This is a genomic window from Streptococcus mitis (assembly GCF_026782865.1).
GTDB lineage: Bacteria > Bacillota > Bacilli > Lactobacillales > Streptococcaceae > Streptococcus > Streptococcus mitis_CG.
In genome coordinates, this window is record NZ_JAKUXK010000004.1 from 295,590 (window position 1) to 313,974 (window position 18,385).

General features: G+C 40.8%; 21 protein-coding genes. 7 read left to right on the forward strand and 14 right to left on the reverse strand.

What is annotated here, in order from left to right; genetic code table 11:
- Positions 1 to 15 precede the first annotated feature (15 nt).
- Positions 16 to 1,341 (reverse strand): CapA family protein, encoded by a 1,326-nt coding sequence (locus MK482_RS03625; RefSeq protein ID WP_326845872.1) that lies wholly within the window; start codon positions 1,339 to 1,341, stop codon positions 16 to 18.
- A 174-nt stretch (positions 1,342 to 1,515) separates the two neighbouring features.
- Between MK482_RS03625 and def the strand changes: the two genes are divergently transcribed.
- Positions 1,516 to 2,127, forward strand: coding sequence for a peptide deformylase (gene def / locus MK482_RS03630; protein WP_045611905.1), 612 nt, complete (start codon positions 1,516 to 1,518; stop codon positions 2,125 to 2,127).
- A 44-nt stretch (positions 2,128 to 2,171) separates the two neighbouring features.
- Complete coding sequence (gene rlmB / locus MK482_RS03635) at positions 2,172 to 2,900, forward strand: 23S rRNA (guanosine(2251)-2'-O)-methyltransferase RlmB (protein WP_268718002.1); 729 nt, start codon at positions 2,172 to 2,174, stop codon at positions 2,898 to 2,900.
- Positions 2,901 to 2,939: 39 nt separating this feature from the next.
- Here rlmB and trxB read toward each other — a convergent pair whose 3' ends face one another.
- The 7 genes from trxB to MK482_RS03670 form a co-directional block, all read right to left on the reverse strand.
- A complete protein-coding gene (gene trxB / locus MK482_RS03640; protein WP_268718003.1) occupies positions 2,940 to 3,851 on the reverse strand; it encodes a thioredoxin-disulfide reductase in 912 nt (303 codons plus the stop codon).
- Positions 3,852 to 3,916: 65 nt separating this feature from the next.
- Positions 3,917 to 4,141 (reverse strand): DUF4059 family protein, encoded by a 225-nt coding sequence (locus tag MK482_RS03645; RefSeq protein WP_000926599.1) that lies wholly within the window; start codon positions 4,139 to 4,141, stop codon positions 3,917 to 3,919.
- Positions 4,142 to 4,218: 77 nt separating this feature from the next.
- On the reverse strand, positions 4,219 to 4,962 hold the full coding sequence (locus tag MK482_RS03650; protein ID WP_261013811.1) for an amino acid ABC transporter ATP-binding protein: 744 nt from the start codon (positions 4,960 to 4,962) through the stop codon (positions 4,219 to 4,221).
- On the reverse strand, positions 4,962 to 5,762 hold the full coding sequence (locus MK482_RS03655; RefSeq protein WP_020901891.1) for an amino acid ABC transporter permease: 801 nt from the start codon (positions 5,760 to 5,762) through the stop codon (positions 4,962 to 4,964). The genes MK482_RS03650 and MK482_RS03655 overlap by 1 nt, the downstream gene beginning before the upstream one ends.
- A gap of 157 nt (positions 5,763 to 5,919) precedes the next feature.
- Entirely contained in the window at positions 5,920 to 6,276 is a 357-nt protein-coding gene (locus MK482_RS03660) for an arsenate reductase family protein (RefSeq protein WP_000889092.1), read from the reverse strand.
- Between the two features lie 12 nt (positions 6,277 to 6,288).
- Complete coding sequence (locus MK482_RS03665; RefSeq protein WP_268718004.1) at positions 6,289 to 6,798, reverse strand: methylated-DNA--[protein]-cysteine S-methyltransferase; 510 nt, start codon at positions 6,796 to 6,798, stop codon at positions 6,289 to 6,291.
- Complete coding sequence (locus tag MK482_RS03670; protein WP_268718005.1) at positions 6,798 to 7,292, reverse strand: GNAT family N-acetyltransferase; 495 nt, start codon at positions 7,290 to 7,292, stop codon at positions 6,798 to 6,800. The genes MK482_RS03665 and MK482_RS03670 overlap by 1 nt, the downstream gene beginning before the upstream one ends.
- A 134-nt stretch (positions 7,293 to 7,426) precedes the next feature.
- Between MK482_RS03670 and MK482_RS03675 the strand changes: the two genes are divergently transcribed.
- Together MK482_RS03675 and trhA are read left to right on the forward strand one after the other, a co-directional pair.
- Complete coding sequence (locus MK482_RS03675) at positions 7,427 to 7,873, forward strand: DUF1836 domain-containing protein (protein WP_268718006.1); 447 nt, start codon at positions 7,427 to 7,429, stop codon at positions 7,871 to 7,873.
- Entirely contained in the window at positions 7,870 to 8,517 is a 648-nt protein-coding gene (trhA, locus tag MK482_RS03680; protein WP_001097996.1) for a PAQR family membrane homeostasis protein TrhA, read from the forward strand. The genes MK482_RS03675 and trhA overlap by 4 nt, the downstream gene beginning before the upstream one ends.
- 20 nt (positions 8,518 to 8,537) lie before the next feature.
- Here trhA and pdxT read toward each other — a convergent pair whose 3' ends face one another.
- From pdxT to nox, 3 genes are all read right to left on the reverse strand, one after another.
- Positions 8,538 to 9,119 carry a pyridoxal 5'-phosphate synthase glutaminase subunit PdxT gene (gene pdxT, locus MK482_RS03685; RefSeq protein ID WP_268718007.1) on the reverse strand — a complete coding sequence of 194 codons (582 nt, stop codon included), beginning with the start codon at positions 9,117 to 9,119 and terminating at the stop codon, positions 8,538 to 8,540.
- On the reverse strand, positions 9,120 to 9,995 hold the full coding sequence (pdxS, locus tag MK482_RS03690) for a pyridoxal 5'-phosphate synthase lyase subunit PdxS (RefSeq protein ID WP_000138526.1): 876 nt from the start codon (positions 9,993 to 9,995) through the stop codon (positions 9,120 to 9,122).
- 151 nt (positions 9,996 to 10,146) lie between these two features.
- Positions 10,147 to 11,526, reverse strand: coding sequence for a H2O-forming NADH oxidase (gene nox, locus MK482_RS03695; protein ID WP_268718008.1), 1,380 nt, complete (start codon positions 11,524 to 11,526; stop codon positions 10,147 to 10,149).
- A gap of 308 nt (positions 11,527 to 11,834) precedes the next feature.
- On the opposite strand from nox, the gene MK482_RS03700 reads away from it, so the two are divergent.
- From MK482_RS03700 to MK482_RS03710, 3 genes are read left to right on the forward strand one after another with little or no spacing between them, the layout of a single operon-like run.
- The gene (locus MK482_RS03700; RefSeq protein ID WP_268718009.1) at positions 11,835 to 12,758 is read left to right on the forward strand and encodes an FAD:protein FMN transferase; all 924 of its coding nucleotides are present in this window, start codon (positions 11,835 to 11,837) and stop codon (positions 12,756 to 12,758) included.
- A 59-nt stretch (positions 12,759 to 12,817) separates the two neighbouring features.
- A complete protein-coding gene (locus tag MK482_RS03705; protein ID WP_070842713.1) occupies positions 12,818 to 13,423 on the forward strand; it encodes an NADPH-dependent FMN reductase in 606 nt (201 codons plus the stop codon).
- A gap of 18 nt (positions 13,424 to 13,441) precedes the next feature.
- Entirely contained in the window at positions 13,442 to 14,680 is a 1,239-nt protein-coding gene (locus tag MK482_RS03710; protein ID WP_033689020.1) for an NAD(P)H-dependent oxidoreductase, read from the forward strand.
- A gap of 218 nt (positions 14,681 to 14,898) precedes the next feature.
- Here MK482_RS03710 and MK482_RS03715 read toward each other — a convergent pair whose 3' ends face one another.
- The 3 genes from MK482_RS03715 to glyQ form a co-directional block, all read right to left on the reverse strand.
- Positions 14,899 to 15,156, reverse strand: coding sequence for a DUF896 family protein (locus MK482_RS03715; RefSeq protein ID WP_268718010.1), 258 nt, complete (start codon positions 15,154 to 15,156; stop codon positions 14,899 to 14,901).
- Between the two features lie 42 nt (positions 15,157 to 15,198).
- A complete protein-coding gene (gene glyS, locus MK482_RS03720) occupies positions 15,199 to 17,235 on the reverse strand; it encodes a glycine--tRNA ligase subunit beta (protein ID WP_268718011.1) in 2,037 nt (678 codons plus the stop codon).
- 211 nt (positions 17,236 to 17,446) lie between these two features.
- Entirely contained in the window at positions 17,447 to 18,364 is a 918-nt protein-coding gene (gene glyQ, locus MK482_RS03725; RefSeq protein ID WP_000038733.1) for a glycine--tRNA ligase subunit alpha, read from the reverse strand.
- Positions 18,365 to 18,385: the final 21 nt, after the last annotated feature.

An 18,385-nucleotide genomic window follows, 5' to 3' on the forward strand; every position in this document is an offset into this window, starting at 1 on the left:
TCCTCTAGAATCAAGCTAGTCCCACTTCAATCCCACATGTTCATTCATTTCTTTATAGGCTGTATCAATTCGTTCCTTAGTCGCTTCATCTAACTGGTCACGATGACTACCACCCTCGATAAAATCTTCTAAGATATAGGTTTGGTAAAGGAAAAGTGGATAACCTTCTGGAGAATAGGTTCCTTTCGGTGTACGATTTACCCAAGAAGGATGTGCTTTGGCAGTTTCGATTGTCGTCTTACCGGCTTTTTTCTTAACAGTCACATCCATGAGCACACCACGCTCTGTCCACTTAGCATTCTCTTCATCTTGCATGGTTTCAATTCGTTGATTGGAAATGAAGTTCCCCATTGAATAGATAATGAGTTTCTTGTCTCCATCTTTTTCAACCGTTTCAGATGGTTCAACTACGTGAGGATGCCCTCCAAAGATAATATCCGCTCCCCAATCAATCATCTTGTGATAAAGAACCTTTTGTTCTTCAGTTGGTTCCAAGCGATACTCCACACCCATCTGAGGCATGATAATGGTGATATCTGCTTCCTTCTCTGCTCGTTCAATTTCAGCCTTCATCTTGTCTTCATTTAGGTCTGAAAGATAGCGGTTATAGTCTTCTTGAGAAATACTTTGCTCAATTCCATTAAAACCATAAGAATAGGCCAAAAGTGCAACCTTGATGCCGTTCACTTCCTTGATAACCAGTGGAGCTTGATCACGGGACTCATGCGTATACACTCCAATAGGTGTCATTCCTACCTTCTCAATAGCATCTGCTGTTGAAACCACACCTTCTATTTGTGAATCTAGGATATGGTTATGCGCTAAGTCTAGCACTTGATAACCGGCATCCTTGATGGCATCCATAACTTCGCCAGGTGCATTAAACAGAGGATAACCTGCCAAATAGTGGTCCTTGTTAACAGTACCTTCAAAATCACCTATAATCAAGTCTGCTTGTTTGAGCCATGGTTTCACATAATCAAAATTTTCATGAAAATCATAGGTTCCATCTTCTTTTAAAGCAGAACGATAGATGGGAATATGATAGAGGAGGTCCCCGTTGGCCATAATTCTAGCAGTTTTTTCCTCTTCCTGATCTTTAGAATTTTGATTCGTCTTATTTGCTTCTTGAGAAATGGCATTCTTTTTTTGACTGGTTAAAGGAATTCCTTGGAAGCTTTCAAACAACAAGACCAAGCCCATTGATAAAGCAACTGCTAGCAAGAGTATCGCCACAAATCCCTTATTACTCCACTTGCGATAACTCCTAAAAAAGTTTACAAAACCCCTCATAAAACGAAAAACTGGCCCACGTTTATGTCTATCTTGTCTTCTTTGCATCTTCATTCTCCCTACTTTCTAATGCAAGCCTTTTCTTTTTATTATATCACAGATAAGTAATTCTTTCACAATTGAATCGAACCTACTAGGCATTTTCTATAAAAGCTCGATGCCGTAATGCTTTCAATCCTTGTCATTTTGTGATATCATGTAGAAGTAATGAAAGGAGAGAAAATGTCTGCTATAGAACGTATTACAAAAGCTGCTCATTTAATTGATATGAACGATATTATCCGCGAGGGAAACCCAACTCTACGCGCGGTTGCTGAGGAGGTCACTTTCCCCTTGTCTGATCAGGAAATCATCCTTGGTGAAAAGATGATGCAATTCCTCAAACATTCCCAAGATCCTGTCATGGCTGAAAAAATGGGACTCCGCGGTGGAGTTGGACTTGCTGCTCCTCAATTGGATATCTCAAAACGCATTATCGCTGTTTTGGTACCTAATATTGTCGAAGAAGGCGAAACTCCACAGGAAGCCTACGACTTGCAAGCCATTATGTACAATCCAAAAATCGTCTCTCACTCTGTTCAAGACGCTGCTCTTGGCGAAGGAGAAGGTTGTCTATCTGTTGACCGCAACGTACCTGGCTATGTTGTTCGCCATGCCCGCGTTACTGTTGACTACTTTGACAAGGATGGAGAAAAACACCGTATCAAACTCAAAGGCTACAACTCCATCGTTGTTCAACATGAAATTGACCACATCAACGGCATCATGTTTTACGATCGCATCAATGAAAAAGACCCATTTGAAGTTAAAGATGGTTTACTAATTCTAGAATAAAGAAAATCCCGTTGCAAGACGGGGTTTTGTGTTATAATAGAGGCATGAAAACAAATGATATTGTCTATGGCGTCCACGCCGTTACCGAAGCCCTCCTTGCAAACACTGGCAACAAACTCTACCTCCAAGAAGATCTCCGAGGTAAGAATGTTGAGAAAGTCAAGGAACTAGCTACAGAAAAGAAGGTCTCCATTTCTTGGACCTCAAAAAAATCCCTCTCTGAGATGACTGAAGGTGCTGTCCACCAAGGTTTTGTTCTACGAGTGTCCGAATTTGCCTATAGTGAGCTGGACCAAATCCTTGCCAAAACACGCCAAGAAGAAAATCCTTTGCTATTAATTCTGGACGGGTTAACCGACCCTCACAACTTAGGTTCCATCTTAAGAACAGCCGATGCGACCAACGTTGCAGGTGTCATCATTCCCAAACATCGTGCTGTCGGTGTTACTCCTGTCGTTGCCAAAACGGCCACAGGTGCTATTGAACACGTTCCCATTGCCCGAGTAACCAACCTGAGCCAAACTCTGGACAAACTCAAGGACGAAGGATTCTGGACCTTTGGAACGGATATGAATGGGACTCCTTGCCACAAGTGGAATACAAAAGGGAAAATTGCCCTCATCATCGGAAATGAAGGAAAAGGCATCTCTAGCAACATCAAAAAACAGGTTGATGAGATGATTACCATACCTATGAATGGGCATGTTCAAAGCCTCAATGCCAGTGTTGCTGCAGCCATTCTCATGTACGAAGTTTTCCGAAATAGACTATAAAAAAGTTTCCAGTCATCTGATTGGAAACTTTTTTTATGATTAACTATGTTCGGTGATAAACTTGTAAGCTTCTTGACCGGCGATGGCCCCATCTCCAACTGCTGTTGTTACTTGGCGAAGGTCTTTCAAGCGAACATCTCCAACTGCAAAAATACCGTCAACTGCAGTTTTCATGTGGTTATCTGTCACAATCCAGCCAGCCTGATCTTGGATATTCAATTCTTTAACAAAATCGCTAAGAGGGTCCAATCCAACATAGATAAAGACGCCACCGAAGGCTTGTTCTGTCACTTGACCTGTTTTCACATTTTCAAATACGACAGATTCTACACGGTTTTCACCCTTGATTTCCTTCACGACAGAATCCCAGATAAAGCTGATTTTCTCATTCGCAAAGGCGCGGTCTTGTAAAACCTTTTGGGCACGAAGTTGGTCACGACGGTGAACAATGGTAACAGTCTTAGCAAAACGAGTCAAGAAGAGGGCTTCTTCAACAGCTGAATCTCCACCACCAACTACCAACAAATCTTGGTCACGGAAGAAAGCACCATCACACACGGCACAGTATGAAACACCACGACTATTCAGTTCTTCTTCTCCAGGTACTCCCAAAGGACGGTGTTTAGAACCAGTCGCTACGATAACGGTACGAGTTTCATATGTTTGGTCATCAGTCATCACTGTTTTAAAATCACCATGGTCTTCGACATTTTCAACATAGCCATAAATGTGCTCAACACCAAGATTTTCAAGCGGTTCAAACATCTTTTCAGCCAATTCAGGCCCACTAATATTAGCATATCCTGGGTAATTTTCGATATCAGAGGTATTATTCATCTGACCACCTGGCAGACCGCCTTCAATCAAGGCTACTTTCAAATTGCTTCGAGCAGCATACAAGGCTGCAGTCATCCCTGCAGGTCCAGCACCGATAATAATAGTATCGTACATATAGATTCCTTCTTTCTTGTTGTAACTATCTTTATTCTAACTCTTTCTTGTCAATCACGCAAGGATTATGCCTTGAAAACAAGAATTAAACTCATAACCGCAAAGGATAATACTGGAACAACCAAGACCCCAATCATAATCATATCATAGAGATGGGCTTGGCGAGCCTTGGCTGTCTTATCAACTCCCGACATGGCTCTCAGTCCAATCCAAATCCCTAAAAAAATCAGGACGAGGATGGTGGTCAAGATCAAACTCTCGAAATATAAAGAAAATAGTTGCAGTAGCATGATTTCTCTCATTTCTATCTTTTTTAAAGAGTAAACTCAGCTAGTCCAGCTAACTGAGTTTTTCTTTATCTATTATATCAAATATAAGTCCGTTTGTAACTAGCGAAGAATTCTTTTGTCCGCTCTTCTTTAGGATGGTGGATAATCTCATCCGGTGTTCCAGACTCGATGATTTTCCCCTTATCTAAAAAGAGAATCTTATCAGCCACTTGGGCTACAAAGGACATATCGTGACTCACTAAAATCATAGTCTGTCCTGACTTAGCAGCATCTGCAATAGATTTTTCTACTTCACCAACCAATTCTGGGTCAAGAGCTGAAGTTGGTTCGTCCAAGAGCAAAACATCTGGTTTCATAGCAAGAGCACGCGCTAGAGCAACACGTTGCTTTTGTCCACCTGATAAATGACGAGGGTAATGATTCTCACGGTCAGAAAGCCCAACCTTAGCCAACTCTTCCTTGGCAATCTTAGTCGCTTCTTGGTCAGATAATTTCTTGACCACAACCAAGCCTTCTTTCACATTATCAAGTGCTGTTCGGCGTTCAAACAAATTAAACTGCTGAAATACCATAGACAACTTGCGGCGTAGGGCAAGGATTTCTTCTTGAGTGATTTTAGAAAAATCAACTGAAAAACCATCAATCTGAATCGAGCCACTGTCCGGTGTTTCAAGATAATTGAGACTACGAAGAAAAGTTGATTTTCCAGCTCCTGAAGAACCAATCAAGGCTACAACTTCGCCTTTTTGAATATCCAAGTTCAGATGATCCAAGACAGTCTGTCCTGAAAAGGATTTGCTTAAATTCGAAATCTTAATCATTAACGAAGGTCTCCTTTCACATCTGTCTGCACTGTATCGGGTGCAGAAATAGCCATTTTTCTCTCGATGAAACGACCGAGGCTTTCAATTCCGATATTGACTACCCAATAAACAAGGGCAACGGAGATAAAGCGTTCAAAGTAACGATAATCGGCACCACCCAAAATCTGAGCTTGGGCAAATACTTCCACAACACCCGCACTAAAGGCTAGGGAAGTTCCCTTGGTCAAGCCGATTAGGGAATTGATTAAAGTTGGAGTCGCCACAACAGCCGCATTTGGAATAATCACTCGACGATAAACTTGCGCTCGGGTCATCCCCAGACTGCGTGCCGCCTCAATCTCACCAGGATTGACTGAGAGAATGGCTGCACGAATGGTTTCACTAGCATAAGCTGCTTCATTAAAGGCAAAGGCGACAATTGCAAAAGCAGCGGCTGGAATCGCATTGATATTGAAACCAGTTCCCCATTGCTGATTGAGAGCTTTCAAAGCCAAAGGAATTCCGTAGTAGGTCAACATGAGTTGCACCAAAATCGGTGTCCCTTTTAAGAAGCTAACAAAGAAAGCCTGCAAGGGATATAAAATCTTGACACGATTGATTTTCACAATGGCAAAAAGAAGCGCTAAAACCAAGCCAAAAAGAGCACCACCAATTGTCAACATGATGGTTGTTGGAAGTTGTTGGACAATCCTAGGGATTCCATCAAAGACCGAACGCAAGCTAAACAGCTTGCCATCCGGAATCAATTGCATCAAGTTTTGGTACCAATCTGATGCTAAAATCGTTGTAACATTCATAAAAACATCCTCTCCTGATAATGATTCATTCTACCATACTTCTGCCGTCAATGAAATTATTTGCTACGGTCAGATACAGACTTTGTCTACCTACTAGTTTATCATACTTTAAAACAGGGAGGTTATATATTTTATCTATCAAAGAGATAGATAAAAACTATTTCAATCCCAATTCTTCATAAGGTTTTCGATAACCGATTTGCTTAACAGTTCCATTTTCTACTAAAATCGGCCGTTTTAACAACATACCGTCGCTTGCTAGCAACTCGGCTGCTTCTTGGTTTGACAGACTTCCTACCTTATCTTTCAACCCTAATTCACGGTATTTGATTCCACTGGTGTTGAAAAATTGCTTCAACTCGAAACCTGAGGTCTCTAGCCAGTTTAAAATGACTTCTTGGCTGGGTGTTTCTTCTACGATGTGAACAGCTTTGTAGTCCACACCGAGTTGGTTTAATTCTTGTTTTGCTTTTTTACAAGTTGAACATTTTGGATATTCGATAAATTCTAACATATGTTTCACTTTCTATTTTATATCTTTAAAATCTGCACCTTCATGCTCCAAGAGCCAAGCTTTCTTTTCCACTCCTGCAGCATACCCTGTCAGACGCTTGCCTGCTCCTAGCACACGATGACAAGGTACTAGGATAGACCAAGGATTGCGCCCCACTGCTCCACCAATTGCTTGAGCAGAAGCCACTTGCAGGTCTTGGGCTATTTGTCCATAGGTCACTGTCTGACCATAAGGAATTTCCTGTAAATAGGACCAAACTCGCTTTTCAAAATCCGTTCCGATTGGAGCCAAAGGCAAGTCGGATAAATCCTGAAGCTTGCCTTTAAAGTAAGCATCTAAGCAAGCAATAACTGGATCTAAAATGGGATGACTAACAACTGCTTCTATCGTTTCATCTCCTAGTCCCCTCTCAAAATGCTTCTGCTCCTGCACCCAAATGCCATACAAATGATAATCATCAGCTACGAGAGAAAGGGAGCCAATTGGCGAAGAGTAGAGTATTTTTGCGTACTTCTTTTGCATTATTTCTTCAATTTTTGATAGGCCAAGCGTTCGCCATCAACTGGAACCTTACCAACCTGTTTAAAACCGAGTTTTTCAAAAATATGTTGCATGACCTTGTTTACAACATGCGTATCTGAGCGAAAATCTAGATAATCAAATCCTTCAATCAAGCCCTCTAAGAAGGTTTGAGCAACTCCCTGTCCCTGGACATCTGCTGCCACAGCAATACGGTGAAAGACCAGGTACTCTGACTCTCCAGCTTGCCATTTTCCTTCATAAATGGCTTCATAGGCTGCCTCTGGACTTTTGGTCACAGCTGCATATGCTAGTAGTTCTCCCTCTTCCAAGGCTACGTAGGCTTGACCTGAGATAATATCCTCAATAATAATATCAGCATTTGGATAACCATTTTGCCACTGGTCACTACCAGCATCTGCTAAACATTTTTTAGCATCTTCCATCACCTGCATGATGGCATCTACTTCATTTGGAAAAGCTAAACGAATCTCCATCTTTTCTCCTCATTTCTGACTAGTTTCTCCCATCATAGCATAATTTAAGTCTTTCTACAAGCAGTTAAAACTTGACTTCCTGTTTTTATTATTTTATAATCTAGTTATTAAAACTAGATAAAAAGGAGTTGAAAATGAAAACTACCTTTTCCTACCCAAAATGGGCAGAAATTCCAAATATTGACCTCTATCTGGACCAGGTTTTGCTCTATGTCAATCAGGTCTGCGCCCCTATCTCTCCTGATAAAGACAAGGGCCTGACAGCATCTATGGTCAACAATTATGTCAAACATGGTTACCTAACAAAGCCTGACAAGAAAAAATACCAACGCCAACAGATTGCCCGTCTGATTGCTATCACAACCCTCAAGTCGGTATTCTCTATTCAAGAAATCGCACAGACACTTAATACTCTAAAAAGTCAAGCCAGTTCAGAGCAACTCTACGATGCTTTTGTAAACTACATGAACCAAGGAATAGATCCAGCTAACCCCATTATCCAAACCAGCTGCCAAACCGTTAAACTCTATCATCAAACTCTAGCCTTAATCGATCATACTCAAGAGGAGGTAATCCAATGAACACTAGTCTTAAACTCAGTAAACAACTCAGTTTTGGAGAGGAGATTGCTAATAGCGTGACTCATGCCGTAGGTGCAGTCATCATGCTCATCTTACTGCCTATTTCATCCACCTATAGTTATGAGGCTCACGGCTTTTTATCATCTATCGGTGTTTCCATTTTCGTCATCAGTCTATTTCTCATGTTCCTCTCGTCAACCATTTACCACTCTATGGCCTATGGTTCGACCCACAAATATGTCTTGAGAATCATCGACCATTCTATGATTTATGTCGCTATTGCAGGCTCATACACGCCCGTTGTCTTGACCTTAATGAATAACTGGTTTGGCTATCTGATTATTGCCATCCAATGGGGAACGACCATCTTTGGCATCCTCTATAAAATCTTTGCTAAAAAGGTCAATGAGAAATTTAGCCTTGCTCTTTACCTGATTATGGGCTGGTTGGTTCTAGCTATCATTCCTGCCATTATCAGTCAAACGACACCAATTTTCTGGAGTCTCATGGTAACTGGTGGACTCTGTTATACTGTTGGGGCTGGATTTTACGCCAAGAAAAAACCTTATTTCCACATGATTTGGCATCTCTTTATCCTAGCTGCATCCGCACTCCAATACATTGCCATTGTTTATTACATGTAAAAAAGTTGAGAAATTCAATCTCAACTTTTTTCTTTACACATATTGATAAAGTACTGGTGCAAGCGCACATCATCAGTCAATTCAGGATGAAAAGAAGTTACCAGCATATTTTTTTCTTGAGCAGCAACGATTTGATTGTCAACTGTTGCTAGAATTTCTACATCCTCTCCAACACTGCTGATAATCGGACCACGGATAAAGGTCATTGGAATCTGACCGACTCCCTTACATTCTGCTTCTGTATAAAAACTTCCTAGTTGGCGCCCATAGGCATTGCGCTCGACCACCATATCCATAGTTCCTAGATGACTCTCTTCCTGAGAAGCAATTTCCTTAGCCAGCAAAATTAAACCCGCACAGGTTCCAAATACTGGCAAGACAGATAGAATTGCTTCTCGAATGGGAAGTAGCATGTTTTGGTCTCGTAAGAGCTTGCCCATGGTTGTAGATTCCCCACCAGGTAAAATCAAACCCGACAAGTCACTCTGATTTTGCTGAAAATCCTCTAGATTTCTGATTTCAACACTCTCGACTCCTAATTGAGCCAGCACTTTTGCATGTTCTGCAAAGGCGCCTTGCAAGGCCAATATTCCGATTTTCATCTATTTTCCTCGCTCAGCCATGAGGATTTGGATCTCATTTTCATTGATACCAACCATGGCTTCTCCTAAATCTTCAGAGATTTGAGCTAGGATTTGAGGATTACGGAAGTTAGTTACCGCTTTGACAATAGCACTCGCCCGTTTAACAGGATCTCCTGACTTGAAAATACCTGAACCGACAAAGACACCCTCTGCCCCTAATTGCATCATCAGCGCAGCATCTGCTGGCGTTGCAACGCCTCCAGCAGCAAAGTTTACAACTGGCAATTTCCCATGTTCATGGACATATTGAACTAGTTCTACAGGGACTTGCAATTCCTTGGCAGCAACATAAAGTTCGTCCTCACGTAGATTTTGAATGCGGCGAATTTCCTGATTCATCATACGCATATGACGAACAGCTTGGACGATATCCCCCGTACCCGGTTCTCCTTTGGTACGAATCATAGAAGCTCCTTCAGCAATACGACGCAAGGCTTCTCCCAAGTCCTTAGCTCCACAGACAAAAGGAACTTGGAATTCTTTCTTATCCACATGGAAACGGTCGTCAGCTGGAGATAAAACCTCACTCTCATCGATATAGTCAATCTCAATAGCCTCTAAAATCTGAGCCTCAACAAAATGCCCGATTCTGACCTTGGCCATTACTGGAATGCTAACCGCTTCTTGGATTTCCTTAATCATCTTTGGGTCACTCATGCGGGAAACCCCACCAGCTGCACGAATATCAGCTGGAATCCGCTCCAAGGCCATAACAGCTGCCGCACCAGCAGCCTCTGCAATACGAGCCTGTTCAGGATTTTGAACGTCCATGATAACCCCACCTTTGAGCATCTGCGCCAAGTTTTTATTTAATTCATAACGATTTTCAGTCATTTGTTTTATCCTCATTATTTATATTGGTAGCTACTATTTCATTTTAAGTCAGAAAAGAATGAACCACAAGATAAAAAAATCATAATTGTATGGGTACAGATTGACTAAAAACTATCTGACCTTAACTTAAGGCCAGATAGCTCATTCATTTTTATTTTTCAGCTGTAAGGGCAGCCATTGTGATGTAGTTATATGGTTTGTTGAAGTGTGGCAAGAAGAAGAGGTCTGTCAAGGCCAATTTATCAATTGTTACATGCTCTTGGATAGCAAGTGAGAACATATGAATTCCCATGCTGATTGCAGAATCGTGTGAAACCATTTGTGCACCAAGAATTTCACGGCTATCTTTGTCAAAGACAATCTTGATGGCAACTTCATGGTTGTCATGCTTCATAAATTCTGGTTTTTGTAGATCGTTAAAGCCTGTTTCAGTTGCATTGTAACCAGCAGCTTTTGCTTTTTCAAGAGTCAAACCAGTTGAAACCATGTGAAGTCCGTAAATGGAGATACCATTTGATCCTTGCACACCGATTCCTTCCAATTCATGGCCACAAGCATTGTAGGCACCAACAATACCAGTACGTACAGCGTTTGAAGCAAGCGCAATGTAGCTAGTTTCTTTACGAGCATTATCATAGACAGTCGCACAGTCACCAACTGCAAATACACCTGGAAGTGATGTTTCTTGTTTCTTGTCTACAAGGAAGGCACCGTTGCGGAAGAGTTCAATCTTACCATCAGCAAGGGCAGTGTTTGGACGGAAACCAACTGCAAGGATAACCATATCCACATCGAAAGTTTCTTTATCAGTAATCAAGCGTTCAACTTTACCGTCACCCTCAATTGCTTTAACAGTTTGACCAAGCGCCAAGCGGATATTGTGGTCTTCCAAGTTCTTCGCCATCATTTGTGTGAAGTCTTTGTCATAGTAACCGTTCAAGACAGTATCAACGATATCAACAAGGATAACTTCTTTTCCAAGACGTTCAAAGGCTTCAGCAAGTTCAACACCGATATAACCACCACCAACAACGGCGATACGGTCAAGGTGTTGGCTCTTATCAGCAAGTTTATTGATAACTTCTTCAGCGTTTTGGTACAATTTAACGAATTGTACATTTTCAAGAGTTGCTTTAAATTCGCGGTTTCCTTTAACAATTTCAACACCTTCGATTGGTGGCAAGATTGGTGTAGAACCTGTAGCGAAAATCAATTTCTCGTATGATTCTTTGTGCTCTTTCCCTTCAACTTCTGCTGTAACTACTTTGTTATCATAGTCGATTGAAAGAACTGGTGAGTTCATGTAAACCTTAGCACCTTTAGCTTCCAATTTTTCTTTATCAGAATAGAACAAGCCTTCAGCACCGTCAATTTGTTCACCAATCCAAAGGGCCATTCCACATCCTAGGAAAGAGATGTTAGAGTTTTGGTCGAATACAACGATTTCGTTCTCATTACCAAAATTATCCAACATAGTATTAATACATGCTGTACCAGCGTGGTTAGCACCAACTACAACGATTTTACTCATAGAAAAGTTCCTACCTTCAATTTTAAATTTACTCTTCTAGTATAACATTTACTGTTAGCGTTTACAAGAGTTTAGCTAATTTTCCCGATTTTTTTGTAAAAAAATGTAAATAATCTGTATTTTATCAGCCTTTCTTACAATTACTCTTTATTTTCTGAGCATATTTCTTGACAAGTTTACAAATTTTATTTGTGAAAACGCTGACTTTATGGTATGCTAGTATCATGGAAAGAAAATGTAAGGGGTTAAATTTAATATAAATTTACTATATTTCAGCCTTCTTTTCATAAGAGAAAGGAGTTGGTAGCTTGCCTCTTAGTTCACATTCCGAACGCCTAATGGGGACTACTATCACTATTTCATTAGTAGATGAGCAAGCTGATATCTTGCTCCAAAAATCCTTTGATTTGCTTAAAGAGCTTGAATACCGTTTCAATGCCAATAGCCAAGAATCGGAGTTGATGGAAATCAATTATCAAGCTGGAATAGCTCCAGTCAAAGTTCATCCTGATTTGTTTGAACTGATTTCACTTGGATTAGAGCATAGCCTAGCTCCCTCTAGTCATCTCAACATCAGCATTGGTCCCTTAATTCAAACCTGGCGCATTGGTTTTTCAGATGCCAAGGTCGCCCAACCCCAAGAAATTGAATCAGTGCTACCTTTAATCAATCCTCATTATATCGAGTTAAATTCTTCTACTTCCACTGTGTTTTTAAAACAGAAAGGAATGAAGATCGATCTTGGTTGTTTAGCCAAGGGTTATAGTGCCGATAAGGTTGCCCAATTTCTGAGAGAAGAGGGAGTGACATCTGCCTTGATTAATCTGGGAGGGAATATCCTGACTATTGGAAAAAATCAGGCAAGAGGGGATCAGCCTTGGCAAATTGGGATTCAAGACCCAGCCAATCCGAGGGGAAATCACTTAATGACTATCCCTGTTGTCAATAAATCTGTCGTGACTTCAGGCATTTATGAACGTCACCTGACTGTCGATGGAAAAGATTACCATCATATTTTTGACAGCCAAACAGGATATCCTGTTGAAACGGAACTAGCTAGTCTGACAATCATCTCTGATAAATCAGTTGATGGTGAAATCTGGACAACTCGTCTATTTGGAGAAAGACCTGCTTCTATCCTCTGGCAAGTCGAAAGTTTGGAGGGCATCGAAGCTATCCTCATCGATAAAGAAGGTCACCTAAGCTGTTCTTCAGGAATTTTTACTCTATAGAAATAGATGTTTCAATGGAGTTTTAAAATCGTATTATGTAAAAAGAGAAAGGAAATCTCATGTTAAAACTTATTGCTATTGTTGGAACAAATTCAAAACGTTCTACAAACCGTCAATTGCTTCAATACATGCAAAAACACTTTGCTGAAAAAGCTGAAATTGAACTTGTTGAAATTAAAGACATTCCTGTCTTCAATAAACCAGCCGACAAGCAAGTACCTGTTGAAATTTTAGAAATTGCTGCTAAAATTGAAGAGGCAGATGGTGTTATTATCGGTACTCCTGAGTATGACCACTCTATCCCAGCTGTTTTGATGAGCGCTCTTGCTTGGTTGTCTTATGGTATCTATCCACTTTTGAACAAACCAATCATGATTACAGGTGCTTCATATGGTACTCTTGGTTCATCACGTGCCCAATTACAACTTCGCCAAATTTTGAATGCTCCAGAAATTAAAGCAAGTGTCCTTCCAGATGAATTCTTGCTTTCACATTCTCTTCAAGCCTTCACCCCAAGTGGAGACCTAGTAGATCTTGATGTTATCAAAAAACTGGATGCTACTTTTGACGACTTCCGTATCTTTGTAAAAATTACTGAAAAATTGCGTAACGCACAAGAACTACTTCGCAAAGATGCTGAAGACTTTGACTGGGAAAATTTGTAAGATAGGAGACCAAAAAGAATGAAATTTGTTGGACTTGTAGGATCAAACTACGATCAATCATATAACCGTAAACTCTTGGAATTCATCCGCCGTCACTTTAAACTTAAATTTGAATTAGAAGTTCTTGAAATTGACGAAGTTCCAATGTTTAACCAAGACGAAAAATGGGACGAAAGTTTCCAATTACGTTATTTATATAACAAAATTACTCGTGCTGATGGTGTTATCATCGCTACTCCTGAGCACAACCACACAATCTCAGCTTCCCTAAAATCTGTTCTTGAATGGCTTTCATACGAAGTTCATCCATTTGAAAACAAACCAGTTATGATTGTGGGAGCATCTTACTACGACCAAGGTACTTCTCGTGCCCAAGTTCACCTTCGTAAGATTCTTGACGCTCCAGGTGTCAATGCCTACACACTTCCAGGAAATGAATTCCTTCTCGGTAAAGCTAAAGAAGCTTTTGATGTTAATGGGAATATCACAAATGAAGGAACTATTAATTTCCTTGAAACATGTTTAGACAACTTTGTAAAATATGTGGGAGTCGTTTCAAAATTGAAAAAACCAAAACCAATCGCACCAGAAGATTTATATTGTACAAATCCAATCGCAACTACCATTCAAGGTGTTGACCCTGATGATCCTGAATGGGTAGAAAAAGCTGCTGAGCTTGTTGGAGCTGTTTCTGGAGATACTTACGTTAAATTAGACCATGGTATCTTGACAGTTAACCAAATTGATATGTTCTTGAAAGCAATGCCATTTGAGTTGACATATGCGGATGATAATAACCAATTCCTGTACTACAATAACGCCCACCAAGATCCAAACACTATGTATGGTAAACGTGTGCGAGTTCAAGCAGGTAGCCGATTAGGGACAGTACATGCTTCCCTACCACCTGCAAGAATGAAAAACGTTGAATGGGTTGTCGGTGTACTACGTAACGGAGATCAAGAATATGTCCGTACAATTGTACCAGGACAACCAGAAGGTGTTATTAATACTCATAACTATAAAGCAATGTACTATCCAGATGGTTCATATGCTGGAATCAACGAAATTATCTTTAACTTCCAACCATGGTTAGATTGGTATTTAGAAACAACTGGTCAACGTTTAGTCGGTGGAAATGCTGCAGCTCCTGCTGGAGGACATGGCGGAGCAGATGCCACATCTGGAGCTTCTGATGCAGGTGATGCTGGAGGTCACGGTGGTGACGCAGATGCTACATCTGGCGCAAGTAACTAATTATTTTAGGAACCATCTTGGTTCCTTTTTTAACGAAAAAAGACTAGCAAACACAAATTGCTAGTCTTTTGGTTATTATTTCATCTATCTTTGTTAAAAGAAAGAATACTTATACTCAATGAAAATCAAAGAGCAAACTAGGAAGCTAGCCGCAGGCTGTACTTAAGTACGGCAAGATGAAGCTGACCTGGTTTGAATTTGATTTTCGAAAAGTATTATTATGAATTTGAGTCATCAAGACTGCGACCATGTAAACCTTTTTCACGTTGTACTTGGCGTAGTTTTTCTGGTGTAACATCATTACCTTCTTCGTCCACAATTTTGATTCCCTCAATGTGGTGACGAACAGAACGACGATAACCTTCGATGTACTCCTCACGTAGTTTGCCTTGTTCTACTTTTTCTTCTGGTGTCAAGCCTTCTGTTTTTTTCTTTTTGGCAAGCTCGTTAATACGATCAATTTTTTTAGGATCCATATTTCTCTCCTTTATGATAAGATTTAATTCGTTTAACAGATTTTATTTGGTATTGATTTGGTTAAAACGTGCAAGCTTAGCTGCTTTTTGAGTTAAATGAGACAAGATAGCCAAACGATTTTGTCGAACAGTCTGATCTTCAGTCATTACCATGGTATTTTCAAAGAAAGCATCAATAATTGGGCTAAGCGCAAAGAGTTGTTCTAATTGCTGACTGGCAGTCCCTGACAAAACGAGTGATTCTACTGCTTCTGCCAAGGCTTTCTCTTCTTCATTCTCAAAGAGAGCTGAATCAACTGTAGCAACTCCTTCTGCCTTCTCAGCTAAGTTAAAGGCACGAGAAAGTGATTCAACAGATGGTTTAAAGTCTTCTCCCTTACTTGCTTCTACGAGAGCACTTGCTGCTTCCAACATATCCGCCACAACAAAGTTTGATCCTGCAAGAACGGCTTCCTTGATGTCTTTTGGAGTAGAACCCATCATCTTATCAACACGAGCCTTGATAAAGTCCATAACCTCTGCTTTATTTTCATAAGTCAAGCTGTCAAATGTTAAAGCATAAAGGCTATCGATCAGCTCATCCATAGCAATGTGCCAACCAAAAGCATCCAAGATACGAACTACACCTTGAGTTGCACGACGAAGAGCATAAGGGTCATTAGACCCTGATGGAATCAAACCTACTGAGAAGAAGCTCAAAATCGTATCTAATTTGTCTGCAATGGCAAGCACTGCGCCGACCTTGCTCTCTGGAAGTTCTCCTTCAGCTGATGTAGGCATGTAGTGTTCACGAATAGCAGCTGCTACCGCTGGAGTTTCCCCAGCAAGAAGGGCATATTTTTCACCCATAATTCCTTGGAGCTCGTCAAATTCACCAACCATACCTGTCAACAAGTCAAACTTGTAAATGGCTGCTGCACGGGCTAGGTCAATCGTTTCATCCGCTGACAAGCCTGCTTTTTCTGCCAATAGAATAGCAATCTGACCAGTACGAATCATGTGTTCACGAAGGGAACCGATTTTCTCATGGAAAGTCACATTGTTTAATTTTTCAACAAGGTCAGAAATCACCAATTTTTGGTCTTCACGCCAGAAGAATTCACCGTCTTCTAAGCGAGCTACTAAGACTTTTTCATTTCCTTTAATGACATTTTCCAAATACTCTGCGTTTCCGTTACGAACAGAAATGAAGTTTGGCAAGAGTTTACCGTCTTGATCACGAACAACAAAGTAACGTTGGTGTTCTTTCATTGAAGTCACCAAAACTTCTTCTGGAACTTCAAGGTATTTGGCACCAAAACTTCCCATAAAGGCAGTTGGGTATTCAACCAAGTTCAAGACTTCATTCAGCAAATCAGCATCAATTTCGATACGTACACCATGCTCAGTTTCGATTGCTTTGATTTGGTCAACAATCATTTGCTCACGTTCACGAGGATCCGCGATTACAAACTGCTTACGAAGGTCTTCTTCGTAGCTCAATGCTGACTGAATTTTGGTTTCTTTCCCCAAGAAACGATGACCACGGCTCACACGATCACCCTTGATATCAAGGAAATCCAAATCAAACTCTTCTTCATCTAAAAGAACAGTTAAAGTGTGAACAGGGCGGATGTATTCAAAGGTGTTGTTAGCCCAGTGCATGCTGACAGGGAAAGTCAAGGACTTCAAGACATCTACAACACCAGGAACAATGGCTTCAACTGCTTGACCAACTTCTTCCTTAGTGACATAGACATATTCTTCACCCTTGATTTCACGGAATTCAATATCTTCAACAGTTAAGCCTTTTCCACGGACAAATCCTTGAGCTGCTTTTGTGAAGTTTCCATCACTATCCAAGGCAATTTTCTTTGCTGGCCCCTTAAAATCTTCTGTCAAATCAGCCTGTTTGTCTGCAAGACCAGTTACACGAACAGCCAAACGACGTGGTGTTGAGAAGGTTTGAATAGCTTCAAAAGACAGGCGGTTTTCCTTGAGGAAGGCTGCCATTTTTTCGCCTAGTTGTTTTTCACTTGGTGTGACAACATAGGCTGGTAATTCTTCAAGACCGAGTTCTACTAATAAGTTTTTTGTCATGTTTTTTCTCCGAAAAATATCTTTTTATTTTCCAGTTTGCCTTATGTGATCGGCACGCAAGCAACCAACTTCGTTGTTTCATTGCTAAAATTGGAGCCAAAAGTCTCCAATTTTGCCTAGTATCCTTAGCTTCACTAAGGATACCTTCATCACTGCGGCAACTGGTTCAGGGCTCACACTGTTAGCCCATTTTCGTAATTTGTCACTTTCTTTATTCTGCGTCTTCTGCTAAAAGTTTAGCTCGTGTTGCTTCATCTAAAAGTGGGTAGCCTAGACGTTTGCGCTCTGCGACAAAGGTTTTGGCTACAACACGAGCCAAGTTACGGATACGAGCGATATAGCCTGCACGCTCGGTTACAGATACCGCACCACGCGCATCAAGTAGGTTAAAGGTATGTGAACATTTGAGAACATAGTCATAGGCAGGGTGAACCAAACCTTCTTCCAAGGCACGACCAGCTTCTTTTTCAAACTTATCAAAGTTTTCCAGCAACATTTCTTGGTCAGAAATTTCAAACGAATATTTTGAGTGCTCATACTCAGGCTGGATAAAGATTTCTCCGTATTTTACACCATCAGCCCACTCGATATCATAGACAGAGTCTACTTCCTGGATGTAAGAAGCCAAACGCTCCAAACCATAGGTAACTTCCGCAGTCACAGGGCCAGTTGCCAATCCACCAACTTGTTGGAAATAAGTGAACTGAGTAATTTCCATCCCATCAAGCCAAACTTCCCAACCAAGACCAGCTGAACCAGTTGATGGGTTTTCCCAGTTGTCCTCAACAAAACGAATATCGTGTTCCAAAGGATTGATACCCAATTTTTCCAAAGACTCAAGATAAAGTTCTTGGATGTTTGATGGAGATGGCTTCATGACAACCTGGAATTGGTGGTGTTGGTAGAGACGGTTAGGATTTTCTCCGTAACGACCGTCAGCAGGACGACGTGATGGCTCTACATACGCTGCATTCCATGGCTCAGGTCCGATAGCACGAAGGAAAGTATAAGGACTCATTGTCCCCGCACCTTTTTCATTATCATAAGCCTGCATAAGCATACAACCTTGGTCATTCCAAAATTGTTGCAAAGTCAAAATAATTTCTTGAAATGTTAATTTCTTAGACATTGTTTACTCCTTTAATTTATA

Coding starts and splice junctions, on each gene's coding strand:
- MK482_RS03650 (WP_261013811.1), bottom strand. CDS start 4,962: ATGATTAAGATTTCGAATTTAAGCAAATCCTTTTCAGGACAGACTGTC.
- MK482_RS03710 (WP_033689020.1), top strand. CDS start 13,442: ATGAAATTTGTTGGACTTGTAGGATCAAACTACGATCAATCATATAAC.
- MK482_RS03705 (WP_070842713.1), top strand. CDS start 12,818: ATGTTAAAACTTATTGCTATTGTTGGAACAAATTCAAAACGTTCTACA.
- pdxT (WP_268718007.1), bottom strand. CDS start 9,119: ATGAAAATCGGAATATTGGCCTTGCAAGGCGCCTTTGCAGAACATGCA.
- MK482_RS03665 (WP_268718004.1), bottom strand. CDS start 6,798: ATGCAAAAGAAGTACGCAAAAATACTCTACTCTTCGCCAATTGGCTCC.
- MK482_RS03660 (WP_000889092.1), bottom strand. CDS start 6,276: ATGTTAGAATTTATCGAATATCCAAAATGTTCAACTTGTAAAAAAGCA.
- MK482_RS03670 (WP_268718005.1), bottom strand. CDS start 7,292: ATGGAGATTCGTTTAGCTTTTCCAAATGAAGTAGATGCCATCATGCAG.
- trxB (WP_268718003.1), bottom strand. CDS start 3,851: ATGTACGATACTATTATTATCGGTGCTGGACCTGCAGGGATGACTGCA.
- trhA (WP_001097996.1), top strand. CDS start 7,870: ATGAACACTAGTCTTAAACTCAGTAAACAACTCAGTTTTGGAGAGGAG.
- MK482_RS03675 (WP_268718006.1), top strand. CDS start 7,427: ATGAAAACTACCTTTTCCTACCCAAAATGGGCAGAAATTCCAAATATT.
- glyS (WP_268718011.1), bottom strand. CDS start 17,235: ATGACAAAAAACTTATTAGTAGAACTCGGTCTTGAAGAATTACCAGCC.
- pdxS (WP_000138526.1), bottom strand. CDS start 9,995: ATGACTGAAAATCGTTATGAATTAAATAAAAACTTGGCGCAGATGCTC.
- nox (WP_268718008.1), bottom strand. CDS start 11,526: ATGAGTAAAATCGTTGTAGTTGGTGCTAACCACGCTGGTACAGCATGT.
- MK482_RS03645 (WP_000926599.1), bottom strand. CDS start 4,141: ATGCTACTGCAACTATTTTCTTTATATTTCGAGAGTTTGATCTTGACC.
- def (WP_045611905.1), top strand. CDS start 1,516: ATGTCTGCTATAGAACGTATTACAAAAGCTGCTCATTTAATTGATATG.
- glyQ (WP_000038733.1), bottom strand. CDS start 18,364: ATGTCTAAGAAATTAACATTTCAAGAAATTATTTTGACTTTGCAACAA.
- rlmB (WP_268718002.1), top strand. CDS start 2,172: ATGAAAACAAATGATATTGTCTATGGCGTCCACGCCGTTACCGAAGCC.
- MK482_RS03655 (WP_020901891.1), bottom strand. CDS start 5,762: ATGAATGTTACAACGATTTTAGCATCAGATTGGTACCAAAACTTGATG.
- MK482_RS03625 (WP_326845872.1), bottom strand. CDS start 1,341: ATGCAAAGAAGACAAGATAGACATAAACGTGGGCCAGTTTTTCGTTTT.
- MK482_RS03715 (WP_268718010.1), bottom strand. CDS start 15,156: ATGGATCCTAAAAAAATTGATCGTATTAACGAGCTTGCCAAAAAGAAA.